Raw genomic sequence first — 25,422 nt, 5'->3', positions numbered from 1 at the left:
ACTGCAGGGGGGACCCTGTGGGAGAGTAGGACGCCGCCGAACAAGTTTTGGAGAAAACCCCTGTACCGGGAAACGGTACGGGGGTTTTCTGCGTTTGAAGGGGAGTCTTCTGGCACAGGAGACTCCCCTTTCTTCTTTTGTGCTTGCTTATAGTCGGCCGGCGGCCTTCAGTGCCAGATACACGTCCGCGAGAGCCGGTGCCAGGTTCTCCGGAGTCGCGTCGACGACAGTGACACCGTGGCGTTGTAGCTTTTCGGCTGTGCGCTGGCGTTCTGCCTGGGCCTGGGCTGCGGCTGCTGCTTCGTACACCGCTTCGGTGTTGCCGCGAGCCGCGGCCATGCGGGCGATGTGCGGGTCCGCCACTGATGCCACGAGCACTGTGTGGCGTTGCGTCAGGCTGGAAAGTACGGGGAGCAGGCCTTCCTCGATGGGGGCCGTGTCCAGGCTCGTCAACAGCACGATCAGGGAGCGGCGTGGGGCCGTACGGAGTGCTGTGGCGGTGAGGCCGCGGGCGTCCAGCTCGACGAGTTCCGGTTCCAGGGGTGCCATTGCGTTGACCAGAGACGGGAGGAGCTCGCCTGCCGGTCGGCCCTGGACGAGGGCGCGTACACGGCGGTCGTAGGCGAGGAGGTCCACGCGGTCGCCGGCTCGGGAAGCGAGGGCTGCGAGGAGCAGGGCCGCGTCCATGGAGGCGTCGAGGCGCGGGGCGTTGTCGACGCGGCCTGCCGAAGTTCGGCCCGTGTCGAGGACGAGGAGGATGTGGCGGTCGCGCTCGGGGCGCCAGGTGCGTACGGCGACTGTGGTGTGGCGGGCTGTGGCGCGCCAGTCGATGGAGCGGGTGTCGTCGCCGGGGACGTACTCGCGGAGGCTGTCGAATTCCGTGCCCTCGCCGCGGGTCAGCACGCTGGTCCGGCCGTCGAGTTCGCGGAGCCGGGCCAGTCTGGAGGGGAGGTGCTTGCGGCTGGTGAAGGGCGGCAGGACTCGTACCGTCCAGGGGATCTTGTGGTTGCCCTGGCGGGAGAAGAGGCCGAGCGGGCCGTATGAGCGGATGGTGACCCGGTCGGACTGGCGGTCGCCGCGGCGGGTGGGGCGTAGGCGGGTGGTCAGGCGTCGGCGCTCGCCGGCCGGAACCGTCAGGCGGTGGCGGGAAGCGGCTACTTCGGTGCCGGGTTCCCAACTGCTTGGCGGCCAGGCGTCGCGGAGCTGGGCGCGGAGCGGGCGGCCGGAAGGGTTGGTGACCGTCAGGGTTACGTCGGCGGTTTCGCCGAGGCGTACCGAGGTGTCGCCGGAGCGGGTCAGGCCGAGGCGGCGTACAGGTGCTGCCAGGGCGGCGTCGCAGGCGCAGGCCAGGGCCAGGGGGCCGTTGACGGCGAGAATGCCTGCCCAGCTCGGCTCCCAGATACCGATGGGGAGTGTGCCCAGGGCTGCCAGGAGGGCAGCGCGTCCGGTGAGCGCCATCAGCGGGGGACGGGAACGTGGGTGAGGATCGCGGTGATGACGGAGTCGGCGGTTACGCCTTCCATCTCGGCCTCGGGACGGAGTTGGACCCGGTGGCGGAGCGTGGGGAGGGCGAGGGCCTTTACGTCATCAGGGATGACGTAGTCGCGACCCGTCAGCCAGGCCCAGGCTCGGGCGGTGGCCAGGAGCGCTGTCGCGCCGCGCGGGGAGACGCCTAGGGCGAGGGACGGTGACTCGCGGGTGGCGCGGCAGATGTCCACTACGTAGCCGGTGATTTCGGGGGAGACCGATGTCTTCGCGACCGCGGCGCGGGCGGCTTCCAGGTCGGCGGGGCCCGCTACGGGGCGTACGCCGGCGGCGCGCAGGTCGCGCGGGTTGAAGCCCTCGGCGTGGCGGGTGAGGACGCTGATCTCGTCCTGTCGGGACGGCAGAGGGATCGTCAGTTTGAGCAGGAAGCGGTCCAGTTGGGCTTCCGGGAGGGGGTACGTGCCCTCGTACTCGACCGGGTTCTGGGTCGCGGCGACCAGGAACGGATCGGGGAGCGGGCGTGGGGTTCCGTCGACCGTGACCTGGCGTTCCTCCATGGCTTCGAGGAGGGAGGACTGGGTCTTGGGCGGGGTGCGGTTGATCTCGTCGGCGAGCAGGAGGTTGGTGAAGACCGGGCCTGGCTGGAAGGAGAACTCGGCGGTGCGGGCGTCGTAGACGAGGGAGCCGGTGATGTCGCTCGGCATCAGGTCCGGGGTGAACTGGACGCGTTTGGTGTCGAGTTCCAGTGCGGCTGCCAGAGCGCGCACGAGCAGCGTTTTCGCGACTCCGGGTACTCCTTCGAGGAGCACGTGTCCGCGGCACAGGAGGGCGACGACGAGGCCAGTCACGGCGGGGTCCTGGCCGACCACGGCTTTGGCGATTTCGGCGCGCAGAGCCTCCAGGGAGGCGCGGGCGGTGCCCTGGTCCCCGGTGTTCCCGGCGTTGTCAGTGGTCGGGTCCATCATGAATGGCGTACCTCTCTTTCGAGGGCGTCGAGTTGGTCGGCGAGGGAGATGAGGGCCGCGTCGTCGCGGGGTGACGGCCCGAAGAGGAGGGAGTGCAGGGCCTGTCCGTCGCGCTGGCCGCGGAGCTGGGCGGACAGGGCGGGAAGCAAGGACTCGGGCGCGTGTGCCTGAGTGACGGGGACGCCTACGAGGGGGGCGAGGCGGGTGCGGGTGGTGGAGCGCAGAGCGGTGGCCGCGCGGTCGCGGGCGTTGGCCTTGCGGTAGAGACGGGCGCGGCCTTCGACGGTTTCGGAGGCGCGGATCGCTACGGGGAGGCGTTCGGGTACGAGGGGGCCCAGTCGGCGTGCCCTCCAGAAGGCGGCGAGGGCTGCCGCGATGAAGAGCTGCAGCGTGCCCCAGAGCCAGCCCGAGGGCAGCAGGTCGAAGAAGCTCTGGTCGCCCGCGTCGGTGGCCGAGGGGTCGGAGAGCGAGGGGAGGTACCAGACCAAGTGGGGGCGGGAACCGAGCAGTTGGAGGGCGAGCGAGGCGTTGCCCTGCTTGTCGAGGCGGGAGTTGTAGAGGATGTCGGGGGCGCCGAGTACGACGGTGTCGCCGTCCCCCTTGAGCGCCGGGATGCGCAGCAGGGTGGGCAGGCCTTCGCTGAGGTAGCACGCGTCGGCGGTGGGATCGCTGGTGGTGTAGCGGATACCGCCCGTGTCGGCGGTGCCCGCGCGCTCGGCGGCGGGCAGGTCGCAGTTGGGGGAGAGCTTCGAGTCGAAGCTGGTCACGGGGTCGGCGGTGACTGCTGGGGCGAGGGTGCCCAAGGAGGGCGATGTCGGGGAGATCAGGATCGTGCGGCCGCCGGAGTTCTCGGTCGCCGTACGGAGGAGGGTCTGCTGTCGGTCGGTCAGCAGGTCCGGGGCGGCGACCAGGAGCGTGGTGTCGGGGCCGGCCGCGGTGCGGGCCTCGTCCAGGGTGCTGACCAGGCGCGTGGAGACGCCCTGGTCGGCGAGGAGTTCGGCGACGGCCCGGCTGCCGGAGGGGTCGGCGGAGCGGGGGTCGAGACGGCCGTGCTGGGCGTTGGAGCGGACGGCGGCGATCGCAATGGCGGCTGCCAGGAGGAGCACGACCGCGAAGACGACTCCGCGGGCGCGCGTCCACCGCTGGCGGGCGGTGGGCGACACCGAGGTCTGGGCCGAGGTCGAGGTCGGCTGGAGGGTGGCCTCGGTCATTGGGCGGCCCCCTGGCGGGCGTTGTCGGCCGGGCTCTGGGCGCTGCTGCTCGCGAGTACGGGTTTGGTGCGCTCCAGGTCGCGGTCGAGCTCGGTGAGGCGGTGGTATGTGTGCGGTTCCGCGGTTCGTCCGCCGTACGTCACGTCGTCGAAGTCCCGTGCCGCGTCGCGCAGTCGGTCCGCGTGGGAGGGCAGCGTGCGGGCAGCTTCGGCGGCTGCCTCGTCCGCGGTGCGGCCGGGGCGCGGATCGAGCAGGGCGCGCTCTTCCAGAGACCGGACCATGGCGCGCATGCGTTCCTGGACGGCCTGGTTCCAGTGGCCCTGGGCGGCGTGTGCTTCGGCCGACGCGCGGTGTTCGGCGGAGCTGCGGGGGTCGTCGTCGAAGAGTGCCGGGGCCGACGTGGGCGCGCGGTGCGGGGTGCCAAGGCGCCACCACAGTGCGGCAAGGACCGCCAGCACGGCCAGCACGATGACGACGAGTCCGATCATGCCCCCGGGAGCCACGGTCGAGGCGGCGCCGAACAGCTTGTCGACCCAGTCCCAGAAGGCGTCCAGGGCGCGCTGGGCCAGGCTGGGATCGTTCTCGTGGTACATCGGCTTGGACAGCTCGCGTTCGGCCGCCTCCCGCGCGGAGTCGCGTGGGATCGCCACCGGCGGTTCGTCGCCGGTGAGCGGCCGTGCCAGGACGGCTGTGGCGCCGATGCGCGGTAGTGCCAGTACCGCTGTGAGAACTCCCCCCGCCAAGCTCACCCCATCAACTCCCCGGAGTGGTGCCGGAGGCGGCGGAGCCGTAGTCCTGGACGCCGGCGGCGCGGGCCAGGTCGAGGTCGAGGGCCTCGCGGCGGATGCGCTGGTCGATGTAGAGGAGCACCGTGACGCCGGCGGTGATGGGGAAGGTGAGCATGGATCCGATCACCGAGCCGATCCCGCTGATGATGAGGAACGTCCAGCCGAGGGAGCCGCTTTCGCTGTCCAGGAAGCCGGTGATGCCGTCGCCGCTCAGGGCCGCGGCGAGGAAGGTGAAGGGGATGACGACGATCGAGGCCATGATGTTGGCGATGATCGTGGCGAGCAGCTGGATGCCGAACACCCGCCACCAGGAACCGCGGACGAGCTTCGCGGAGCGGCTCATCGACTTGAAGACGCTCTGCTTCTCCAGCATCAGGGCGGGCGAGGCGAGCGAGAAGCGGGTCATCAGCCAGACGGCGACAACGCCCGCACCGAGTCCGCCGATGACGGCGAGCGCGATGCCCGCGTCGCCCGAGACGGCCACTCCGACGATCACTCCGGGCAGGGTGCCGATCGCGACGATCGCGACGGCGATGAGCGGCAGCAGGATGGTCAGGCCGAACAGCTTCGGAAGCTGCGGACGGGCATCCCGCCAGGCCTCGGAGGTGGTCACCGGCTTGCCGAGCACGGCGCGGCTGGTCACGGTCGTGAGCAGGGCCGTCGCGACGATGGTGCCGAGCAGGGTGATGAGCAGGACGGCACCGGAGCTCGCCAGGGTGGTCCCGAGGGCGCTGCCCACCTCACTGACGGTGGCGGTCGAGTCGTTGAGGGTGTCCGTGGTGGAGCTGTCGTCCAGGATGAAGCCCTGGAACAGGATGATCGCGATCTCTGTGACGACGGCGACGGTCAGCGAGATGCCGAGGACGGTGCGCCAGTACGTGCGCATCGTGGAGACCGCGCCGTCGAGGATCTCGCCGATACCGAGCGGACGGAGCGGGATCACACCGGGTTTGGCCGCGGGCGGCGGGCCACCCCAGTTGCCTCCCCAGCCGCCGGGACCACCGGGGCCTCCCTGGCCGCCGTAGCCGGGACCGGTGCCTCCCCAGCCGCCGCCCCCTTGACCTCCGTAGCCACCCGGCGCTCCGTAGCCCCCCGGGCCGCCGGGGTACTGGCCGCCCCAGCCCGGGCCGGGCGGAGGTGGCGGGGTTTGGCCGGGGACGGCGTCCTGGGGGCTGGGGGCCGACCACTGGCCGGGCGGGGGCTGCTCTTTGGACCATTGCGAAGGGGTATCCGGCTGGTCCGTGCTGCCCTGGTCAGCGGGCTTCTCCGTGGGCTGCGCGGCGCCGGAGGTGTTCGGCCCCTGCCCGTCGGAGGGGGCAGATCCGGGCGAGGCCCAGCCCGGAGTGTCGTTCATCGTCGCTCCTTCACGGTGCCCGACCGCGGGGCGCGGCGGCAGGTTGGCAGCCATCGTGCCACGGTGTGCACGGCTGGGGACCAGTGGTCGTATGAGCTGCACACCTTCAATTGTCTGCCCGGTACGGGGCAGACTGGGCAGATGGCTGATCAGCACGCGCAATCCCGCGAGGACAGCGGGCCGACGGAGATACCTGCGATCCGCTGGGACGAGCCGCCCGAAGGCCCCGTACTGGTGCTTCTCGACCAGACGAGACTGCCGGCCGAGGAAGTCGAGCTGGTGTGCACGGACGCGCCCGCGCTGGTGGAGGCGATCCGTACGCTCGCCGTGCGCGGGGCGCCGCTGCTCGGTATCGCCGGGGCGTACGGCGTCGCCCTCGCCGCCGTACGAGGCTTCGACGTGGACGATGCCGCCCGCGCGCTGGCCGGGGCCCGGCCCACCGCGGTGAACCTCGCTGTCGGTGTAGACAGGGCGCAGGCGGCGTACCAGGCCGCGCTTTCCGGCGGCGGCGATTCGAAGCAGGCGGCCGCTGCGGCGCTCGCTGCGGCGCGGGCGCTGCATCGGGAAGACGCCGAGGCCAGCGCGCGGATGGCCGTGCACGGCCTGGCCCTGCTCGACGAGTTGCTGCCGGGCGGCGGGCACCGGATTCTGACGCACTGCAACACCGGGGCGCTGGTGTCCGGTGGGGAGGGCACGGCGTTCGCGGTGGTCCTCGCGGCGCATCGGGCGGGTCAGCTGCGAAGGCTCTGGGTGGACGAAACGCGCCCGTTGCTGCAAGGTGCTCGCCTGACGGCCTACGAGGCGGCGCGCAACGGAATGGCGTACACCTTGCTCACGGACAACGCGGCGGGCTCGCTGTTTTCGGCGGGAGAGGTGGACGCGGTACTGATCGGGGCCGACCGGATCGCGGCCGACGGTTCGGTGGCGAACAAGGTGGGGAGCTATCCGCTCGCGGTACTGGCCCGTTACCACCACGTGCCGTTCATCGTGGTGGCGCCGCTGACGACGGTGGACCTGGACACCCCGAACGGGGCATCCATCGAGGTCGAGCAGCGTCCCGGTCATGAAGTGACGGAGATCACAGCACCGCAGGTGCCGGTGGTGGGAGTGGAAGCGGGAGGCGGGATACCGGTGGCACCCCTGGGGACCCAGGCGTACAACCCGGCGTTCGATGTGACGCCGCCCGAGTTGGTGACGGCGATCGTGACCGAAGAGGGCGCTGTGTCGCCCGTGACAGCTGAGGCGCTTGCCGAGCTGTGTGACAGGTCACGCCAGGTAACGATTTAGTTAATGGGATGATGTCGTTTATGAAGGGACGAGTCCTTGTCGTCGATGACGACACCGCACTGGCCGAGATGCTCGGCATTGTGTTGCGTGGTGAAGGTTTTGAGCCGTCTTTCGTAGCCGACGGCGACAAGGCGCTGGCCGCTTTCCGTGAGAGCAAGCCCGATCTGGTGCTCCTGGACCTGATGCTTCCCGGCCGGGACGGTATCGAGGTGTGCCGCCTGATCAGGGCGGAGTCCGGGGTGCCGATCGTGATGCTCACGGCGAAGAGCGACACCGTCGATGTCGTGGTGGGCCTCGAGTCGGGCGCGGACGACTACATCGTGAAGCCGTTCAAGCCAAAGGAGCTGGTCGCACGGATCAGGGCGCGGCTGCGCCGTTCCGAGGAACCGGCGCCGGAGCAGCTGGCCATAGGTGACCTTGTCATCGACGTGGCCGGTCACTCTGTGAAGCGGGACGGGCTGTCCATCGCGCTCACGCCGCTGGAGTTCGATCTGCTGGTGGCACTGGCCCGCAAGCCGTGGCAGGTCTTCACGCGAGAGGTGCTCCTGGAGCAGGTGTGGGGCTACCGGCACGCCGCCGACACCCGCCTGGTCAACGTCCATGTCCAGCGGCTGCGCTCCAAGGTCGAGAAGGACCCGGAGCGGCCGGAGATCGTGGTGACCGTCCGTGGTGTCGGTTACAAGGCCGGACCGAGCTGACATGTCCCGGGACAGTGCCGCTTCGGCGCCCGGTGAGCCGGGGGTCCGCTCGGGGCGGCCTGTCGGCCAGCAGGTGACGGGCTCCCCGGGCTCCCGCTGGATGCAGTTCGTCGAGGGCGGGCTGCTTCAGGGCGGAGTCCAGGGCAGCCCGGTCCTTCGGCTTTTCATGCGCTGGGTGCGCCGTCCGCTGCTGCCGGTGATACGGCTGTGGCGGCGCAACATCCAGCTCAAGATCGTCGTCACCACGCTGCTGATGTCCCTCGGCGTGGTGCTGCTGCTCGGCTTCGTCGTCATCGGGCAGGTACGCAACGGCCTGCTGGACGCCAAGGTCAAGGCGTCGCAGAGCCAGGCCACCGGAGGCTTCTCGGTGGCCAAGCAGAACGCCGACTCGGCGGCGACGGCGAACGGCGCCGACACGTCGAGCCCGGACGGCCGCCCCTCGAAGAACGTCAGCCAGTGGATGAGCGACCTCGTGGTGTCCCTCTCCAGCGGCGGCCAGGGCGCCTTCGACGTCGTGACGCTCAGCTCCACCGCGGCCGGTGACGGCGGCGGCGGGCTCGGGCCGCGCTCCTCAGGCAACGTCGACCCGACGCTGAGTGTGCCGGAGGACCTGCGCGACCGCGTCGAGGGCAGCACGGTGGCGGCTCAGAGCTACACACGGGTCGTCTACAAGGACGCCAAGGATTCGCAGCCGGCGCTGGTCATCGGCAAGCAGGTCAACGACCCCAACGGCGACTCCTACCAGCTCTACTACCTCTTCCCGCTGACGCAGGAGGAGAAGTCGCTGAGCCTGGTCAAGGGCACGCTCGCGACGGCGGGGCTGTTCGTCGTGGTGCTGCTGGGAGCCATCGCCTGGCTCGTGGTGCGCCAGGTCGTCACGCCCGTACGGATGGCGGCGGGCATCGCCGAGCGGCTGTCCGCCGGGCGCCTCCAGGAACGTATGAAGGTCACCGGCGAGGACGACATCGCACGGCTCGGCGAGGCCTTCAACAAGATGGCGCAGAACCTGCAGCTGAAGATCCAGCAGCTGGAGGAACTGTCGCGGATGCAGCGGCGGTTCGTCTCCGATGTCTCGCACGAGCTGCGTACGCCGCTGACGACCGTCCGGATGGCGGCCGACGTCATCCACGACGCGCGCGTGGACTTCGATCCGATGACCGCACGGTCGGCCGAGTTGCTCGCCGACCAGCTGGACCGTTTCGAGACGCTGCTCGCGGACCTGCTGGAGATCAGCCGCTTCGACGCGGGCGCGGCGGCACTGGAGGCCGAGCCCATAGACCTCCGTGTGGTGGTGCGACGGGTGGTCAGCGGGGCCGAGCCGCTCGCCGACCGCAAGGGCACGCGCATACGCGTCCTCGGCGACCAGCAGCCGGTGATCGCCGAGGCGGATGCCCGGCGGGTGGAGCGGGTGCTGCGCAATCTCGTCGTCAACGCCGTGGAGCACGGCGAGGGCAAGGACGTGTTCGTCAAACTGGCAGTGGCGGGCGGAGCGGTCGCTGTCGCGGTGCGCGACTACGGAGTGGGCCTCAAACCCGGCGAGGCGACCCGGGTCTTCAGCCGCTTCTGGCGGGCGGATCCGGCACGCGCGCGTACTACGGGCGGAACGGGGCTCGGGCTGTCCATCGCCCTGGAGGACGCGCGGCTGCACGGCGGCTGGCTGCAGGCGTGGGGCGAGCCGGGCGGCGGTTCGCAGTTCCGGCTCACGCTGCCCCGTACGGCGGACGAATCGCTGCGGGGGTCGCCGATACCGCTGGAGCCCAAGGACTCGCGGCGAAATCGTGGACTTAATGACGCCGGTCTGCCGCTCGGTGGCGGTAGCAAGCTCGCGACGGTGCCGGTGCAGCAGCCCGTCGGCGGGAGTACGCCGCCTCGGACGACCATGGGTCCGCGACCGGCCGGGGCGTCGCCCACGGCCGACCCGACGGCGCTGCCGGGCAACGGCGCGCGCGTGGTGCCACGGCCCACCGGGACCGCACGACGTCCGGACGACACACCTGCCGCAGGCGGGGAGCGGGCCGGACAGGAGCGCGGGGCAGCCGACGGAGAGCCGGAGGGGCTCGGACAAGGGCAAGGGGAGGCATTTCGTGGGCGCTGACCGCGAGGGGAACGGCGGTCGACGGCGTCCGGTGCGTATGGCGGCGTACGTCGGCTGCGGTGCGCTGCTGTTGGCCGGGTGCGCCTCCATGCCGGACAGCGGGGACCTGCGTGACGTCGAGTCCACGCCACGTGCGGACTCGCAGGTCCGGGTCTTCGCGATACCACCGCGGGAGGACGCCCAGCCCGCGGAGATCGTGCGGGGCTTCCTGGAGGCGCTGACCAGCGACGACCCGCAGTACACGACGGCGCGCCTGTACCTGTCGGCGAGCGCCCGCAAGACGTGGGACCCCTACGAGTCCACGAACGTCCTCGCGGACGGACCCAACACCGAAGTGGTGCACTCGGGGACCCGAGAAGGCACCGCCGACGATCTCCTGTACCAGCTGAGCGGCAACAAGGTCGCCACGGTGGACACGCAGCACGCGTACGCGCCGGAGTCCGGCTCGTACACCGAGTCCGTGCATCTCACTCAGCAGCCGGACAAGCAGTGGCGCATCGACGGGCTGCCCCAGGGCGTGGTGATGGGCAAGTCCGACTTCGAGCGCAACTACGACTCCGTCAACAAGTACTACTTCGCTTCCAGCGGGTCCTCCGGGACGGGCGGACAGCTCGTGACCGTCGCCGACCCGGTCTACGTACGCGGGGAGGTGGATCCGATGACGGAGATGGTCCGCACCCTCCTGCAGGGGCCCACCAGTTGGCTGGACCCGGTCGTGACGTCGAGTTTCCCCTCCGGTACGGGGCTGAAGAAGGGCGTCAAGTCTCTGTCGCCCGATGACCGCAACAGGGTCACGGTTCCGCTGAACAGCAAGGCCGACCGGGTCGGACAGGCCCAGTGCACCAAGATGGCGACCCAACTCCTCTTCACACTGCAGGACCTGACGCCCACGGGGGTGGACGAGGTGGAGCTGCAGAAGTCGGACGGTTCGCAGCTGTGTGTGCTGACCGAGGGCCGGGCGGAGAGCGTCGCCTCGCACAGCACGGGACAGCCCCCCGAATACCAGTACTTCATCGACGGCAAGCAGCGCCTCGTACGGATGCCCAGCGGCAACGGGGACAAGCAGCCCGAGCCGGTGCCCGGTGCGCTGGGTGAGGGCGACACGAAGCTGCGGTCGGCCGCGGTGTCGCGGAACGAGGACGTCGCGGCCGGGGTCTCGACCGACGGGAGTTCGCTGTACGTCGGGTCGCTGGTGTCGGGCAGCTCGCTCGGCGAGGCGGTGCTGCACAGCGGGGGCAAGACCGCCGACGACCGGCTGACGACGCCCAGTTGGGACGGGCGGGGTGACCTCTGGGTGGCCGACCGCGATCCGGAGAACCCCCGGCTGCTCCTGCTGGAGAAGGGCGCGGGCGAACCGCTGGTGGTCTCGGCGCCGGGCCTCGACGGGCGCATCGAGGCGGTGCGGGTCGCTGCCGACGGGGTGCGGATCGCGCTGATCATCGAGAAGGACGGCAAGAGCTCGCTGCAGATCGGCCGTATCGAGCGCGACACCGAGTCCGCTGAGCGCCCTGTCGTCTCGATCCTCGAACTGCGTGCCGCGGCACCGCAGCTGGAGGAGGTCACGGCCATGTCGTGGGCCGGGGACAGCCGTCTGGTGGTGGTCGGGCGCGAGGAGGGCGGCGTCCAGCAGATGGCGTACGTCCAGGTCGACGGCTCCACTCCGGTGGGTACGGCGCCCTCCTCGCTGACGGGCGTGAAGGAGATCGCCGCGTCCGAGGACGAGCGGCTGCCGCTGGTGGCGCACTCGGAGGAGGACGGGATCGTGCGGCTGTCGTCAGGGGAGCAGTGGCAGACGGTGGTCAAGGACGGGACGGCGCCGGTCTATCCCGGGTAGCGCGCCGGACTGCGGTGACGCTGGCGGGGTCGGCAGGTCACGGCGCCGACAGGTCGCGGGGCCGGCAGGTCAGGGGGCTGGCAGGTCACGGGTCGGCGGGGCTGTCCGGCGGCTTCGCGGGTTGTCCACAGGGTGTTATCCACAGGGGTGGCCGGTCTGCCCGTGGCTTGGCACAGTGGTGGGCATGCGGGGGTGGTGGCAGGACCTCACCGATCTGGTGCTGCCGGCCGAGTGCGGAGGCTGCGGGAGGCCTCGCACGGTGCTCTGCCCTGAGTGCCGTGCCGCCCTGACAGGGGCCGCACCGAGCCGGGTGCGACCGGTGCCGGAGCCGACCGGGCTGCCTGTGGTGCACGCGGCGGGTCCCTACGAGGACGAGGTGCGGGCGGCGCTCCTCGCCCACAAGGAACGGGGTGCGCTGCCGCTCGCGGGACCCCTCGGCGCGGCGCTGGCCGGGGCTGTGCGGGCAGGGCTGGGGTACGCGCGCCTCCCTGTGCCGGACGGGCGGCTCATGGCCGTGGAGGGCTGGCTGAGGGCCGGGAACGGGCAGCTGCGGACCGAGGGTCCGTCGGGAGTGGGTGGCGTTCCGCCAGGGACTGTGGACGGCTGGTCGGGCGCGAATGGATCGCGAGTGGAACAGGGGGGTTGGGCAGGGGTTCCGGACGGTGGTCCGGGAGGCGGTGCTGGGTGGCCGCCGTTGCCGGGGAGAGAGCGGGTGCGTCCAGGGAATTCCGGGGGAGTGGGGCCTGGGGCCGTGCTGCTTGTTCCCGTGCCGTCCTCGCGGCGGGCGGTGCGGGCGCGCGGCCATGATCCGGCGCGGCGGATCGCGCTCGCCGCGGCGGGTGAGCTGCGGCGTGAAGGAACGCCGGCCCGGGTGCTTGCCGTGCTGCGGCAGCGGCGTGCCGTGGCCGACCAGTCGGGGCTCAACTCCCGGCAGCGGCTGGACAATCTCGCGGGCGCCCTGGAGGTGGCCGCCGGGGGTGAGCGGCTGTTGGCGGCCGGTAGTCGCATCGTGCTGGTGGACGACCTGATGACGACGGGCGCCTCGTTGGCGGAGGCGGCACGGGCCGTACGGGCGGTGGTGCCGGACACCGATGCCGCCGACGCTTACTGCGCGGCTGTACGGGCAGCGGCAGGAGGACGAAGGGCGGGGGCACCGGTGGCGGGGATGGCGGCCGGACCACAGGTGATCCGGGGAATCGCGGGTAGGTGCCGGACCGGAGGCGTGATGGGCATGGGCGGAGCGGGAGACATGACGGGTACGGGCAACGTGGGAGTCATGATCTGCGCGGCTGTGGTCGCGGCGCCTCCGGACTCGTTCGAAATAAACCGGAACTGACTGGAAACTTGCATCGTTGCAGGTAATGAGTCGGCCAATTCACCTGAACGGAGGTACGCCGCAGTAGAGGGTGACGTCATCCGTCCGGGCGAGATATGTTCGGTTGTGAGGCAATGGCGCGGGCCGTACCTCGCATTTCCGAATGCCGTGCCGCGGGTTTTCTGCAATCACCCGCCTCGGTTGGGGTGTAGATCTTGCCCATGGGGGAGGAGGAGGTGAAAGTCACCGAGTCCGAGGTTCCGGGACTCACCGGAGCCTGGTGCAAAAGGGAGATGCTCCGCCAGTGGAGCGGGGCTATCCGGGAACGGAGTTCTGCGTGGACATCGTCGTCAAGGGCCGCAAGACCGAGGTGCCCGAGAGGTTCCGCAAGCACGTGGCCGAGAAGCTGAAGCTGGAGAAGATCCAGAAGCTCGATGGCAAGGTGATCAGTCTCGACGTCGAGGTGTCCAAGGAGCCCAACCCCCGGCAGGCCGACCGTTGTGACCGAGTGGAGATCACGCTTCGCTCCCGCGGTCCGGTGATCCGGGCGGAGGCGTCGGCAAGCGATCCGTATGCGGCACTCGACCTGGCGGCGGACAAACTCGAAGCCCGGCTGCGCAAGCAGCACGACAAGCGCTACACCCGCCGTGGCACGGGCAGGATCCCGGCGGCAGAGGTCGCCGACCGCGTCCCGGACGCCGCGACGCTGAACGGCGACGGCAGTGTCGTCCACGACGAGGAACCCGACAGCGTGCCGATCAAGAAGGTCGGCCCCCTCGAGGTCATGGGCGAAGGCCCCCTCGTCGTCCGCGAGAAGTCCCATGTGGCCGCACCGATGTCGCTCGACCAGGCTCTCTACGAGATGGAGCTGGTCGGGCACGACTTCTATCTGTTCGTCGACTCCGAGACCAAGGAACCGAGTGTCGTCTACCGGCGGCACGCGTACGACTACGGCGTCATCCACCTCAACACGGACCCGATGGTCGCCCGCGCCGGGTCGGCCGCGCCGGGCGGAGCGCTCGGCGGCTGACCCACCCCGGTGACAGTTGAGCCGGTGCCCCTGGAGCGTTCGTGCGCCCCCAGGGGCACCGGTGTGCGACCTCTCGCGCCCCGCTCTGTCACCGGATTGGCGCCCGGGCATGGAATCATGGCCGCACCGGCCCAACCCGTGGGCCGCTGCCTTGGGTTGGCGATGGCACAGAAACACAGGCCACGGCCTTCAGGGGGAGGAACGATGGCGGACAGCTTCGGACCGATGCGTGACGGAGATGCCGACGACGGCGTTGCCGGCATGGGCCCGGACGCGGGGTCTCCACGCAAGGAGCCCATCCGGGTCCTGGTCGTGGACGACCACGCCCTCTTCCGCCGCGGTCTGGAGATCGTGCTCGCGGCCGAAGAGGACATCCAGGTCGTCGGTGAAGCGGGTGACGGTGCCGAGGCGGTCGACAAAGCGGCCGACCTGCTGCCCGACATCGTGCTGATGGACGTACGCATGCCGAAACGGGGCGGTATCGAGGCGTGCACCTCCATCAAGGAGGTGGCCCCCAGCGCGAAGATCATCATGCTGACGATCAGCGATGAAGAGGCCGATCTCTACGACGCGATCAAGGCGGGCGCGACCGGTTATCTCCTCAAGGAGATTTCCACGGACGAGGTGGCCACGGCCATTCGCGCCGTCGCCGATGGGCAGTCACAGATCAGCCCCTCCATGGCGTCGAAACTGCTCACCGAGTTCAAGTCGATGATCCAGCGCACCGATGAGCGACGACTGGTGCCCGCGCCGCGGCTGACGGAGCGCGAGCTGGAGGTTCTCAAGCTGGTCGCCACGGGGATGAACAACCGGGATATCGCCAAGGAGTTGTTCATCTCCGAGAACACGGTGAAGAACCATGTGCGCAACATCCTGGAGAAGCTTCAGCTGCACTCCAGGATGGAGGCCGTGGTGTACGCGATGCGGGAGAAGATCCTCGAGATTCGCTAGTCACTCGGGTGTGATGGGTGACGTGAGTGTGTCGGGTGAGCCGGGTGGTCACGCGAGTACGTGGGACAGCTCTCTGGCGAGCGGGGCGCGCAGCTCCGGGGCGTCCACCCGTTCCACCCGTACGTCCGTGCAGTCCACCCAGCTCGCGGCCTCCACCAGGGCCTGGGCCACCGCGGGGACTGCCTTGGGGCCGTCCAGGGTGACCTGCTTGGCGACCAGGGTGCGGCCCTCGCGGGCGGGGTCCACGCGGCCGACGAGTCGGCCGCCGGCGAGGACCGGCATCGCGAAGTAGCCGTACACCCGCTTCGGCTTGGGCGTGTACGCCTCCAGGCGGTGGGTGAAGCCGAAGATCCGCTCCGTGCGGGCCCGTTCCCAGATGAGGGAGTCGAACGGCGAAAGCAGCGTCGTACGGTGGCGGCCGCGCGGGGTCGTTTCCAGGGCCACCGGGTCTGCCCACGCGAGCTTGCCCCAGCCCTCCACCGTCACCGGGACCAGGCCCGATTCCGCGATCACTGCGTCGACCTGCTCGCCCTTGAGGCGGTGGTAGTCGGCGATGTCCGCGCGCGTGCCGACGCCCAGGGACTGGCCCGCGAGGCGGACGAGGCGGCGCAGGCACTCCGTGTCGTCCAGCTCGTCGTGGAGCAGCGTGTCGGGGATGGCGCGCTCGGCGAGGTCGTACACCCGCTTCCAGCCGCGGCGTTCGGTGCACACCACCTCGCCGTACATCAGGGCCCGCTCCACGGCGACCTTGGTGCCCGACCAGTCCCACCACTCGCTGGTCTTCTTCGCACCGCCCAAATCCGTGGCGGTGAGGGGGCCTTCGGTGCGGAGCTGTTTGATGACCTGGTCGTAGGTGCCGTCCGGCAGGTCGTGGTTCCAGTGCGGGCGGGCGCGGTAGGCGCGGCGGCGGAAGGCGAAGTGGGGCCATTCCTCCACGGGGAGGATGCAGGCCGCGTGGGACCAGTACTCGAAGGCGTGGGGGGCGCCGTCGGAACCCGGCGTCCAGTACGCGCGGTCCACCGTCTTGCGGCCCACCGCGCCCAGGCGGGCGTACGGGATGAGTTCGTGGGAGCGGGCGAGGACGGAGATCGTGTCGAGTTGGACCGCGCCGAGGTGTCGCAGGACTCCGCGTACGCCGGCTCCGCGGTTCGGGGCGCCCAGGAAGCCCTGTGCCCGTAGGGCGATTCGGCGGGCTTCGTCTGCGGAGAGTTCGGTGGTGGGGGGCGGGAGGGTGGCCATGTCCTCACGGTAGGCGGTGCCACTGACAGTGGGGGGTGGCCGTGGCGCCGGCTGGGGTGGGCGCCGGCTGGGGTGGGTGCCCGGCGTGGGGGTTGGGGTTGGGGTTTTCGCCCCCTCCGCCCCTACCCGTCCCGTACCTGGGGGCTGCGCCCCCAGACCCCCGCTTTCGGCCTGGACGGCCTCGTCCTCAAACGCCGGACGGGCTGAAAGACCTCACGGGCTGGAGGGTGTCGGCGTCGGCAAGTACGGCGCTGTCGAGGGGAGGCCCAGGTCTGACGGGAGCAGGGAGGCTACCCAGCAGTCTCGGCGTACGCCCTTGTTGTTGATGGCGGAGCGGAGGGTGCCTTCGACGGTGAAGCCGGCGTGTTCGGCGACGGCTCGGGAGGCGGTGTTGCCGACCTCGGCGCGCCATTCCACACGGTCGAGGGAGATGTCGGTGAAGGCCCAGCGGGAGGCGGCGAGCGTGGCCTCGGTGATGTAGCCGTTGCCGCGGTGTTCCTTCTTCGCCCAGAAACCGATCTCGCCGACGCCCAGGGAACGCATCGTGATGCCGAGCATGCCCACCAGTTCCCCGGAGGGGAGGAAGGCCCCGAAGGTGAACATGGAGCCGTCCGCCCAGCCGTCGGGCACCATCTGGTCCGTGAAGCCCTCCGCGTGCTCGCGGAGATAGGGCGACGGGATCGTGGTCCAGCGCTGGATGTCGGCGTCCTGGACGGCGTCGTACACAGCGTCGGTGTCGTCCGGGCCGACGGCGCGCAGCAGCAGGCGGTCCGTGGTGAGTGTGACGGGGTCCATCGGCCGATTCTGCTCGGGTGAGCGCGAGGACGCCATTCCTTTGCTGAGAGTGAGACCGCGATTACTTTTCGCGACGCGAACGCGGCACCTTCCGCAACCCCTGGCCGTTGTCGTAGTGGCTGTCACGAGCAGGCCTCCCGGCGCGGTGGGGTCCTCGCTTACGATGGCCGTTGCTCAAGCTGCAAATTGAATCTGTCATTGAAACCGACCGTCCCAGGCCCGACCGGCAAGGAGACATAGCCCAGTGTCCGTCCTCTCAAAGATCATGCGTGCAGGCGAAGGCAAGATCCTGCGCAAACTGCACCGCATCGCGGACCAGGTCACCTCCATCGAAGAGGACTTCGTCGACCTCTCCGACGCCGAGCTGCGGGCCCTCACCGATGAGTACAAGCAGCGGTACGCCGACGGCGAGAGCCTCGACGACCTGCTGCCCGAGGCCTTCGCGACCGTCCGCGAGGCAGCCAAGCGCGTCCTTGGCCAGCGCCACTACGACGTGCAGATGATGGGTGGCGCCGCGCTCCACCTCGGCTATGTCGCGGAGATGAAGACCGGCGAGGGCAAGACCCTGGTCGGCACGCTTCCCGCGTATCTGAACGCCCTCACCGGAGACGGCGTCCACCTCATCACGGTCAACGACTACCTGGCCGAGAGCCAGTCCGAGTTGATGAGCCGCGTCCACAAGTTCCTGGGTCTGAGTGTCGGCTGCATCCTCGCCAACATGACGCCGGCCCAGCGCCGCGAGCAGTACGCGTGCGACATCACGTACGGCACGAACAACGAGTTCGGCTTCGACTACCTGCGCGACAACATGGCGTGGTCGCAGGACGAACTGGTGCAGCGCGGCCACAACTACGCGATCGTCGACGAGGTCGACTCGATCCTCGTCGACGAGGCCCGTACGCCGCTGATCATCTCCGGTCCGGCCGACCAGGCCACCAAGTGGTACGGCGACTTCGCCAAGTTGGTCACGCGTCTGAAGAGGGGCGAGGCGGGCAACACCCTCAAGGGCATCGAGGAGACCGGGGACTACGAGGTCGACGAGAAGAAGCGCACCGTCGCCATCCACGAGTCCGGCGTCGCCAAGGTCGAGGACTGGCTGGGTATCGACAACCTGTACGAGTCGGTGAACACCCCGCTCGTCGGCTACCTGAACAACGGCATCAAGGCCAAGGAACTCTTCAAGAAGGACAAGGACTACGTCGTCATCGACGGCGAAGTCATGATCGTCGACGAGCACACCGGCCGTATCCTCGCCGGCCGCCGCTACAACGAGGGCATGCACCAGGCGATCGAGGCGAAGGAAGGGGTGGACATCAAGGACGAGAACCAGACGCTCGCCACGATCACCCTGCAGAACTTCTTCCGCCTCTACGGCAAGCTCTCCGGCATGACCGGTACGGCGATGACCGAGGCCGCCGAGTTCCACCAGATCTACAAGCTCGGCGTCGTCCCGATCCCGACCAACATGCCCATGGTCCGCAAGGACCAGTCTGACCTGATCTACCGCACCGAGGTCGCCAAGTTCGACGCGGTGGTCGACGACATCGCCGAGAAGCACGAGAAGGGCCAGCCGATCCTCGTCGGTACGACGTCGGTCGAGAAGTCCGAGTACCTCTCGCAGCAGCTCTCCAAGCGCGGCATCCAGCACGAAGTGCTGAACGCGAAGCAGCACGACCGTGAGGCGCCGATCATCGCCCAGGCCGGCCGCAGGGGCGCTGTGACCGTGGCCACGAACATGGCCGGCCGTGGTACGGACATCAAGCTCGGCGGCAACCCGGAAGACCTCGCCGAGGCGGAGCTGCGCCAGCGCGGCCTCGACCCCGAGGAGCACATCGAGGAGTGGGCCGCCGCGCTGCCCGCCGCCCTGGAGAGGGCCAAGAAGGCGGTGCGGGCCGAGTTCGAGGAGGTCAAGGACCTCGGCGGGCTCTACGTCCTGGGCACCGAGCGGCACGAGTCGCGGCGTATCGACAACCAGCTGCGCGGTCGTAGCGGCCGTCAGGGCGACCCGGGCGAGTCCCGCTTCTACCTGTCGTTGGGTGACGATCTGATGCGCCTCTTCAAGGCCGCGATGGTCGAGCGGGTCATGTCGATGGCGAACGTTCCCGACGACGTACCGATCGAGAACAAGATGGTCACGCGCGCGATCGCGTCCGCCCAGTCGCAGGTCGAGCAGCAGAACTTCGAGACCCGTAAGAACGTTCTGAAGTACGACGAGGTCCTCAACCGGCAGCGCGAGGTCATCTACGGCGAGCGCCGCCGCGTCCTGGAGGGCGAGGACCTGCAGGAGCAGATCCAGCACTTCACGGACGACACGATCGACGCGTACATCGAGGCCGAGACCGCCGAGGGCTTCGCCGAGGAGTGGGACGTCGACCGGTTGTGGGGTGCCTTCAAGCAGCTCTACCCGGTGAAGGTGACCGTCGAGGAACTGGAGGAGGCCGCCGGTGACCGTGCCGGTCTGACCGCCGACTTCATCTCCGAGTCCATCAAGGACGACGTCCACGAGCAGTACGCGGCCCGCGAGGAGCAGCTCGGCTCGGAGATCATGCGTGAGCTGGAGCGCCGGGTCGTGCTGTCGGTCCTCGACCGCAAGTGGCGTGAGCACCTCTACGAGATGGACTACCTCCAGGAGGGCATCGGCCTGCGCGCCATGGCACAGAAGGACCCCCTGGTCGAGTACCAGCGCGAGGGCTTCGACATGTTCACCGCCATGATGGACGGCATCAAGGAGGAGTCCGTCGGCTATCTGTTCAACCTGGAGGTCCAGGTCGAGCAGCAGGTCGAGGAGGTTCCGGTCGCGGATGCCGCGCCTTCGCTGGACAAGAAGTCGGACACCGTCCCCGCGGGTGCGCGTCCAGAGATCCGCGCCAAGGGACTTGACGCCCCGCAGCGGCCGGACAGGCTGCACTTCTCCGCGCCCACCGTGGACGGCGAGGGCGGGGTCATCGAGGGCGACTTCGCCAGCGACGACGACGAGCCGGTGCGCTCCGAGTCGGACGGCCTCACGCGCGCGGAGCGCCGTAAGCAGCAGAAGGGTGCGCGTCGCCGCAAGAAGTGACCGCTGCTTCAGCGGTTCAGTAGTCGGCTGAGGGCCGGGCACCTTTGGGTGTCCGGCCCTTTGCGCTGCCCTTGGCTGCGCTGCCCTTGGCTCAGTCGTCCTTGGCGTGCGGCATGCGGGGGCCGCCCAGTTCGACCGCCGTGCAGCGCCAGCGGAGGTCGGGGGCCTGTTCCAGGCGGAAGGCCATGGCGCGCAGCTGGTCGCCGGCGCCGATGCGGGCGAAGGCCTCGATCGCGCCGGGGCGGGGGACGTAGTAGCCGATGTCGCGGACGACCGGGCGGGTGCCGCGGGTGCGCAGGAGACCGCGTTCGGCGAGCCAGGCCAGTTCGTCGTAGGCGCGGCCCGCGGTGTGGCGCAGCATGCAGTGGACGGGGCGCTGGCCGCTCAGGACGGCGAGGAGGAGGTCGGCGAAGAGGTCGGTGGGGCGGGGGCGGGGAGCGGGCGTGTGGGGGGCCAGGGCCGGCCTTTGGGGAGCTTGAGCGGGGGCCGGCCTGCTCGGGGCTCCAGCGGGGGCGGTGAGGGGCGGGGCTCCGGCTGGTGTCGTCCGTGGGCGGCTGTCGGTGGGTCGGCGGGTTCCGGGTGGTGTGGTGCGGGCGGGACCTCCGGTGGGGGACGTCGGTGGCGGGCTGCCTCCCGGGGGCGTACGAGGGGTGGTGCCTCCGCCTGGTGTGCGGGGTTGGGTGCTGCCGGGGTGGCGGGGGTCCTGGCGGCCGGGCGGGCGGGTGCCCGGGTGGCGCGTCGTCCTGGTCATCACCTTGTTCATACGTGGTCCCCGCTCGCTGGGCCCGGCTCGATACCGGGCGGTAACTTTTGCGTTGGGGATCTTGTACGAGGCGGGGGCGGGCCTTTGCAAGGACGTGGGGCCCGCGTCGGGGTGGCCGGAAAGTTCACTCATCAGGGTGGCCGGGAGGTGCGGAGGGCTTGGCGGGGCCGGGATGTACCGGGTGAATCGCGAGCCGGAGGTGGACGCTCCGGAGGGTCCGGCCGGGGACTCGAAAGGGGACGCCCACACGTATCCTGAAGGCCCTCCCGGGAAGCGCGGGACCACCCTTCTCGGAGCTCTCCCCCTACGAAAGCGGCCAGCCATGCGCGTCTACGTCCCCCTGACCCTCTCCGGTCTCGCCGAGGCGTACAAGACGGGGGAGCTGGGGGCGGGACCTTTCGTCGCGTACGCCGTCACGCCCGCGTTGCGGGAGTGGTATCTCTCCGACGACATCGAGGAGCTCGAGTACGCGGCGCTGAACCGTGCCGCGCTGGCGTCGCTGCGGCTGCTCGCGGTCGACCTGGGTGCCGTGCGGCGGCGGGTGGTCGTCGCGGTCGATGTGGCCGACCGGGACGCGGTCGCCGATCCCGACCGGGCGCTGGAACCTGCGGCGCTCGGTGAGGTGCGGGTTTCCGGGGCCGTGTCCCTGGCCAAGGCGGCTGCGGTGCATGTCGACCTGGCGGACGCGGAAGCGGACATCACCGCTGCGGTGGAGGCGCTGGGGGCGGCTGATCACGGGGACGACGACGCTCAGTTCATCGTGGACGGGGCCGAGGACCACGAGTTGCTGTGGTTCGCCACGCAGGAGATTCCCAACCTGGTGGGGTTGGGGGACTGAGGCTTCGCTGCTCGCGCCGCGGCGGCTGCGGACGGGCCGTCTGGAGCGTTGTCAGTGGGGGCGGGTACTTTCTTGGTATGGGGAAGTACGGAGCAGCGCACATCGTGTGGGACTGGAACGGGACTCTGTTCCACGACAATGTCGCGATCATCGGGGCGACGAACGCGGCGTTCGCCGAGCTGGGTCTTGAGCCGATCACGCTGGAGCGGTACAGGGCGTTGTACTGCGTTCCGGTGCCGAAGTTCTATGAGCGGCTCATGGGGCGACTGCCGACCGACGCCGAGTGGCAGATCATGGACGAGACCTTCCATCGGTACTACGCGGAGCAGCGGGCGGTGTGCGAGCTCACCGCGGGTGTGCCGACGCTCCTGACGGAGTGGGGGTCGGCGGGGCACAGCCAGTCGATCCTCAGTATGTACGTGCATGACGAACTGGTCCCGTTGGTGAGGGAGTTCGGGATCGAGCCGCATTTCGTGCGTGTCGACGGGCGCACCGGACCCTCCGGCGGCAGCAAGGCCGAGCACATGGTGCGGCACCTGGGCGCGCTCGCCGGTGTGGAGCCGGCCCGCGTGGTGGTGATCGGTGACGCTGCCGACGACGCGATAGCCGCCCGGCATGTGGGAGCGCAGGCGGTCCTCTACACCGGCGGTTCGCACGGCCGCGCCAGCCTGGAGGAGGTGGGCGTGCCCGTGGTGGACAGCCTGGAGGAAGCGGTCGTGGAGGCACAGCGGCTGGCGGCCTGACCAGGGTGAGGCGGCCTGACCAGGGTGAGGCGGCCTGGTCGGCGCGAGGTGGTGGCCCGACCGTGCTGCCGCGGCGGCGGTCTCGCAGCCTCACGTGGGCATGGCGATGACTGGTGGTCGGCGCCGGCGTCGGCGCGGGTGACTGGTCAGGGCTTCGCGCAGGGGTGAGCCGGGCGTGTTCGGTGGGGTGTGTTGTGAGGGGGCGGGGACTTGAGGCGAAGACGTTAACGCTCCGCATCTGGGTGCGTACGCTGTGCGGGGGGTCAAGGCCCTGGTGTGAACGGTGGTGCGTGCTGCGGGGGGCGCGATGGGATTCGGGTTCGGCTTTGGGCAGCGGCGGGGCGGTCACCTTCCCGTCGAGCTCACCAGCTTCGTCGGGCGGGCCGAGGAACTCGCTCTGGCGCGGGGCGCGTTGGAGCGGGCGCGGCTCGTCACGCTGGTGGGGCCCGGCGGGGTCGGCAAGAGCCGTACGGCGTTGCGGGTGGCGGCCGGGGTCGGGGAGCGGTTCCCCGACGGGGTGTGGCTGGCCGAGCTGTCGGAGCTGCACGACCCGGAGCTGATACCGGCGACGCTCGCCGCGGTGCTCGAACTGCCGGAGCAGTCCGGCATGAAGCCGCTCGACGCGGTGGTCGCCCATCTCCAGGGGCGCCGCCTGCTGATCGTCCTCGACACCTGCGAGCACCTGGTCGACGGCTGCGCGATGCTCTCCGCCATCCTGTTGCGCGAGGCCGAGGGCGTCAGCATCCTCGCGACCAGCAGGCAGCCCCTGGACGTGCCGGGCGAGCACTGCCTGCAGATCGCGCCGCTCGCCCGTGACGACGCGCTGGAACTGTTCGTGCAGCGTGCGCGGGCGGTGGTGCCGGGGTTCGCCATGATGGACGGCGACCAGGAGCAGTTGCTGGCGCTCGTCGACCGGCTCGACAGGATTCCGCTGGCGCTGGAACTGGCCGCGGTGCGGCTGCGTGCGGTGCCGGTGGCGGAGCTGGTGGCCCGGCTCGACCGTCGGTTCGAAGTGCTCACCGGCGCGCGGCGCACAGCGCTGACACGGCACCAGACACTGCGTACGGCCATCGGCTGGTCGCACGAGCTGTGTACCCCCGAGGAGCGGTCGCTGTGGGCGCGGCTGTCCGTCTTCGCGGGCTCCTTCGAGCTGGCGGCGGCGGAGCGGGTGTGCGCGGGCGGCGAGTTGCAGGCGGGCGGGGTCCTTGAGCCGCTGATCGGGCTCGTCGACAAGTCGGTGGTGCAGCGGGTCGGGCAGGACGGCGGGCGTTATCGGCTCCTGGACACGATTCGGGAGTACGGCGCCGACTGGCTGGAGGAGTCGGGTGGCGGGGCGGCCGTACGGGAGCGGCACTTCGCGTATCTGCGGGACCTGGGAGTCCGCTTCGAGGACGGCTTCTTCACGCCACGGCAGACGGAGTTGCACCACGAGGTGCGCGCCGGGATCGCCGATCTGCGGGCCGCGCTGGAGTACGCGTACGAGAGCGGGGTGCCCGGCAGGGCGGAGGAGGGGCTGCGGCTCGCGGCCAGGCTGTGGCCGCACTGGCGGGCCCGCGGGGCGTTGTCCGAAGGGAGGTACTGGATCGAGAAGGGGCTGGAGCGGGTTCCGGGGGACTGTCCGGCGCGGGCCTGGGGGCTGTTGGTGACCGGCATGTTCGGGGTGTGGAATTCCGATCTGGCGCTCGCGCTGGAGCGGACGCGGCAGGCCGAGGAGGTCGCGGCGCGCGTCGGCGGGGAGACGGAGACGCTGGGGCAGATCGCGCGCGGTTACCTCGGCGGGCTGCGGGCCTTGTGCGGGGAGGTGAGTTTCGAGGAGGGGCTGGCCATGGTGGAGACGGAGCGGCAGCTTGTTCTCGCGCGCGACGACCTGTTGGGCATCGCGCTGCACCACTACGAGGGGGCGCTCGTGCGGGCCGTACTCGGCGATGTTCCTGGCGCGCTGGAACTGTGCCGGGTGGGGCTCGCCCGGCTGGAGGAGACCGGCGAGCGGCAGATGCACGCCTCCACGCTCGGGGCGTACGGGCTGATTTCGTGGCTCGCCGGGGACCGGACGGAGAGTCCCGCCCGGCTGCGGCAGGCCCTCGAAGAAGTGGCCGGGATCGGTGAGGTGCTGGTGGCGGGGCTGTGCTGCCTCGGGCTCTCCTGGTCGGCGGCGTACGAGAAGCGGTATGTCAGGGCTGCCTGGTTGCTTGGCTACGCGGAGAACGCGCAGCGGTTGCACAGTGCGCCGATCGGGCTGTTGCCCTCGGTGCTGCAGCAGCAGGAGTCGGTGCGCAAGGAGATCAGGGTCGCGCTGGGGGGTCCGCAGTTCGAGCGGTGGCGGGTGGTGGGGGCGAGGTTGAGTGGGGCGGAGGTGTTGGACGCGGTGCGGGGGGATGTGGATACGCCGGGGGCGGTGCCGGGGCCTCGGGGCGGGGTTCGGCGGGGTGGGGCGGATGCGTTGACTCGGCGCGAGCGGGAGGTCGCTGCGCTGGTGGCGCAGGGGCTCTCCAATCGGGAGATCGCTGAGCGACTTGTTATCTCCAAGCGGACCGCTGACGCGCATGTCGAGCACATTCTGGCGAAGTTGGGGGTGGGGTCTCGGGGGGAGATTCCTGCGGTGCCGGACGCCTAGCGGCGGGCTGGGGTGGGTGTGCTGAGCCCCGGTGCCTGGGTGCCCCGGGGGGCTTACCGGCGTTGAACAGGTACCCGGCGTGGGGCTGGGGTCGGGGTGGGTCACGCGGCCGGCGCTGTACGGGGTGCCGCTCCTTTGGGACGGGCGCCACCCCTGGCAGTACGCATGCCCACAGCTAAGACGGTTGCAGCGGTACGCATGCCCGCAGCGACGACGGCTCATTGGGTGCGCGTGCCCGCAGTGAAGGCGGTTGCAGCGGCACGCGTGCCCGCGGCTATGACAGGCCGCGCGCAGCCATAGGTACACCTACCCGTTGGCCGGATTCGCCTATACGTATACGGATCTTCGTGGGTAGCGAT

The 25,422-nt window shown here is 70.2% G+C and carries 19 protein-coding genes; 11 read left to right on the top strand and 8 right to left on the bottom strand.

Going from position 1 to position 25,422, the window contains the following annotated elements; translation table 11 throughout:
* Positions 1 to 147 precede the first annotated feature (147 nt).
* Genes AB0N66_RS38540 through AB0N66_RS38520 form a run of 5 tightly spaced genes read right to left on the bottom strand, consistent with a single transcriptional unit; the run spans position 148 to position 5,803 of the window.
* Entirely contained in the window at positions 148 to 1,458 is a 1,311-nt protein-coding gene (locus AB0N66_RS38540; protein WP_365444217.1) for a DUF58 domain-containing protein, read from the bottom strand.
* Complete coding sequence (locus tag AB0N66_RS38535) at positions 1,458 to 2,447, bottom strand: MoxR family ATPase (protein WP_365444226.1); 990 nt, start codon at positions 2,445 to 2,447, stop codon at positions 1,458 to 1,460. The genes AB0N66_RS38540 and AB0N66_RS38535 overlap by 1 nt, the downstream gene beginning before the upstream one ends.
* The gene (locus tag AB0N66_RS38530) at positions 2,447 to 3,661 is read right to left on the bottom strand and encodes a DUF4350 domain-containing protein (protein WP_365444214.1); all 1,215 of its coding nucleotides are present in this window, start codon (positions 3,659 to 3,661) and stop codon (positions 2,447 to 2,449) included. The genes AB0N66_RS38535 and AB0N66_RS38530 overlap by 1 nt, the downstream gene beginning before the upstream one ends.
* Positions 3,658 to 4,410, bottom strand: coding sequence for a DUF4129 domain-containing protein (locus tag AB0N66_RS38525; RefSeq protein ID WP_365444211.1), 753 nt, complete (start codon positions 4,408 to 4,410; stop codon positions 3,658 to 3,660). Before AB0N66_RS38525 ends, AB0N66_RS38530 begins: the two co-directional genes overlap by 4 nt.
* Positions 4,411 to 4,414: 4 nt before the next feature.
* Positions 4,415 to 5,803, bottom strand: coding sequence for a hypothetical protein (locus AB0N66_RS38520; RefSeq protein ID WP_365444208.1), 1,389 nt, complete (start codon positions 5,801 to 5,803; stop codon positions 4,415 to 4,417).
* A gap of 141 nt (positions 5,804 to 5,944) precedes the next feature.
* On the opposite strand from AB0N66_RS38520, the gene mtnA reads away from it, so the two are divergent.
* From mtnA to AB0N66_RS38485, 7 genes are all read left to right on the top strand, one after another.
* Positions 5,945 to 7,090: an S-methyl-5-thioribose-1-phosphate isomerase gene (mtnA, locus tag AB0N66_RS38515; RefSeq protein ID WP_365444205.1), complete on the top strand. Its 1,146-nt coding sequence runs from the start codon at positions 5,945 to 5,947 to the stop codon at positions 7,088 to 7,090.
* Positions 7,091 to 7,098: 8 nt separating this feature from the next.
* Positions 7,099 to 7,788, top strand: coding sequence for a two-component system response regulator MtrA (gene mtrA / locus AB0N66_RS38510; protein WP_199820881.1), 690 nt, complete (start codon positions 7,099 to 7,101; stop codon positions 7,786 to 7,788).
* A 1-nt stretch (position 7,789) separates the two neighbouring features.
* Entirely contained in the window at positions 7,790 to 9,883 is a 2,094-nt protein-coding gene (gene mtrB / locus AB0N66_RS38505; RefSeq protein ID WP_365444201.1) for an MtrAB system histidine kinase MtrB, read from the top strand.
* Positions 9,873 to 11,717: an LpqB family beta-propeller domain-containing protein gene (locus AB0N66_RS38500; RefSeq protein ID WP_365444198.1), complete on the top strand. Its 1,845-nt coding sequence runs from the start codon at positions 9,873 to 9,875 to the stop codon at positions 11,715 to 11,717. Before mtrB ends, AB0N66_RS38500 begins: the two co-directional genes overlap by 11 nt.
* A gap of 184 nt (positions 11,718 to 11,901) precedes the next feature.
* Positions 11,902 to 13,053: a ComF family protein gene (locus tag AB0N66_RS38495; RefSeq protein ID WP_365444195.1), complete on the top strand. Its 1,152-nt coding sequence runs from the start codon at positions 11,902 to 11,904 to the stop codon at positions 13,051 to 13,053.
* Positions 13,054 to 13,336: 283 nt separating this feature from the next.
* Positions 13,337 to 14,062, top strand: coding sequence for a ribosome-associated translation inhibitor RaiA (gene raiA / locus AB0N66_RS38490; protein WP_365444192.1), 726 nt, complete (start codon positions 13,337 to 13,339; stop codon positions 14,060 to 14,062).
* Positions 14,063 to 14,266: 204 nt separating this feature from the next.
* Positions 14,267 to 15,013 (top strand): response regulator transcription factor, encoded by a 747-nt coding sequence (locus AB0N66_RS38485; RefSeq protein WP_365444189.1) that lies wholly within the window; start codon positions 14,267 to 14,269, stop codon positions 15,011 to 15,013.
* A 48-nt stretch (positions 15,014 to 15,061) separates the two neighbouring features.
* Here AB0N66_RS38485 and AB0N66_RS38480 read toward each other — a convergent pair whose 3' ends face one another.
* Positions 15,062 to 16,252 carry a crosslink repair DNA glycosylase YcaQ family protein gene (locus tag AB0N66_RS38480; RefSeq protein ID WP_365444186.1) on the bottom strand — a complete coding sequence of 397 codons (1,191 nt, stop codon included), beginning with the start codon at positions 16,250 to 16,252 and terminating at the stop codon, positions 15,062 to 15,064.
* A gap of 213 nt (positions 16,253 to 16,465) precedes the next feature.
* Complete coding sequence (locus tag AB0N66_RS38475; protein WP_365444183.1) at positions 16,466 to 17,047, bottom strand: GNAT family N-acetyltransferase; 582 nt, start codon at positions 17,045 to 17,047, stop codon at positions 16,466 to 16,468.
* Between the two features lie 244 nt (positions 17,048 to 17,291).
* Here AB0N66_RS38475 and secA point away from each other — a divergent pair, with 244 nt between their 5' ends.
* Positions 17,292 to 20,105 (top strand): preprotein translocase subunit SecA, encoded by a 2,814-nt coding sequence (gene secA, locus AB0N66_RS38470; RefSeq protein ID WP_365444180.1) that lies wholly within the window; start codon positions 17,292 to 17,294, stop codon positions 20,103 to 20,105.
* A 91-nt stretch (positions 20,106 to 20,196) separates the two neighbouring features.
* On the opposite strand, the gene AB0N66_RS38465 is transcribed toward secA, so the two are convergent.
* Positions 20,197 to 20,868: an Rv3235 family protein gene (locus tag AB0N66_RS38465; RefSeq protein WP_365444177.1), complete on the bottom strand. Its 672-nt coding sequence runs from the start codon at positions 20,866 to 20,868 to the stop codon at positions 20,197 to 20,199.
* Positions 20,869 to 21,190: 322 nt separating this feature from the next.
* On the opposite strand from AB0N66_RS38465, the gene AB0N66_RS38460 reads away from it, so the two are divergent.
* From AB0N66_RS38460 to AB0N66_RS38450, 3 genes are all read left to right on the top strand, one after another.
* Positions 21,191 to 21,706 carry a hypothetical protein gene (locus AB0N66_RS38460; protein WP_365444174.1) on the top strand — a complete coding sequence of 172 codons (516 nt, stop codon included), beginning with the start codon at positions 21,191 to 21,193 and terminating at the stop codon, positions 21,704 to 21,706.
* A gap of 77 nt (positions 21,707 to 21,783) precedes the next feature.
* Positions 21,784 to 22,449, top strand: coding sequence for an HAD family hydrolase (locus AB0N66_RS38455; RefSeq protein ID WP_365444171.1), 666 nt, complete (start codon positions 21,784 to 21,786; stop codon positions 22,447 to 22,449).
* Between the two features lie 307 nt (positions 22,450 to 22,756).
* A complete protein-coding gene (locus tag AB0N66_RS38450; RefSeq protein ID WP_365444168.1) occupies positions 22,757 to 25,063 on the top strand; it encodes a LuxR C-terminal-related transcriptional regulator in 2,307 nt (768 codons plus the stop codon).
* Positions 25,064 to 25,422 lie beyond the last annotated feature (359 nt).

The sequence above is a fragment of the Streptomyces sp. NPDC093544 genome (assembly GCF_040683495.1).
Taxonomy (GTDB): Bacteria; Actinomycetota; Actinomycetes; order Streptomycetales; family Streptomycetaceae; genus Streptomyces.
The sequence above is the reverse complement of the archived record's forward strand: the minus strand, read 5'-3'. Positions and strand labels throughout refer to the sequence as shown.

Bases quoted from the DNA above. Each gene is read 5' to 3' on its own strand.
- AB0N66_RS38485 (WP_365444189.1), top strand. From the start codon at position 14,267: ATGGCGGACAGCTTCGGACCGATGCGTGACGGAGATGCCGACGACGGC.
- AB0N66_RS38530 (WP_365444214.1), bottom strand. From the start codon at position 3,661: ATGACCGAGGCCACCCTCCAGCCGACCTCGACCTCGGCCCAGACCTCG.
- AB0N66_RS38450 (WP_365444168.1), top strand. From the start codon at position 22,757: ATGGGATTCGGGTTCGGCTTTGGGCAGCGGCGGGGCGGTCACCTTCCC.
- AB0N66_RS38495 (WP_365444195.1), top strand. From the start codon at position 11,902: ATGCGGGGGTGGTGGCAGGACCTCACCGATCTGGTGCTGCCGGCCGAG.
- AB0N66_RS38460 (WP_365444174.1), top strand. From the start codon at position 21,191: ATGCGCGTCTACGTCCCCCTGACCCTCTCCGGTCTCGCCGAGGCGTAC.
- AB0N66_RS38465 (WP_365444177.1), bottom strand. From the start codon at position 20,868: ATGAACAAGGTGATGACCAGGACGACGCGCCACCCGGGCACCCGCCCG.
- AB0N66_RS38475 (WP_365444183.1), bottom strand. From the start codon at position 17,047: ATGGACCCCGTCACACTCACCACGGACCGCCTGCTGCTGCGCGCCGTC.
- AB0N66_RS38535 (WP_365444226.1), bottom strand. From the start codon at position 2,447: ATGGACCCGACCACTGACAACGCCGGGAACACCGGGGACCAGGGCACC.
- mtrA (WP_199820881.1), top strand. From the start codon at position 7,099: ATGATGTCGTTTATGAAGGGACGAGTCCTTGTCGTCGATGACGACACC.
- AB0N66_RS38540 (WP_365444217.1), bottom strand. From the start codon at position 1,458: ATGGCGCTCACCGGACGCGCTGCCCTCCTGGCAGCCCTGGGCACACTC.
- AB0N66_RS38480 (WP_365444186.1), bottom strand. From the start codon at position 16,252: ATGGCCACCCTCCCGCCCCCCACCACCGAACTCTCCGCAGACGAAGCC.
- mtnA (WP_365444205.1), top strand. From the start codon at position 5,945: ATGGCTGATCAGCACGCGCAATCCCGCGAGGACAGCGGGCCGACGGAG.
- AB0N66_RS38520 (WP_365444208.1), bottom strand. From the start codon at position 5,803: ATGAACGACACTCCGGGCTGGGCCTCGCCCGGATCTGCCCCCTCCGAC.
- mtrB (WP_365444201.1), top strand. From the start codon at position 7,790: ATGTCCCGGGACAGTGCCGCTTCGGCGCCCGGTGAGCCGGGGGTCCGC.
- AB0N66_RS38455 (WP_365444171.1), top strand. From the start codon at position 21,784: ATGGGGAAGTACGGAGCAGCGCACATCGTGTGGGACTGGAACGGGACT.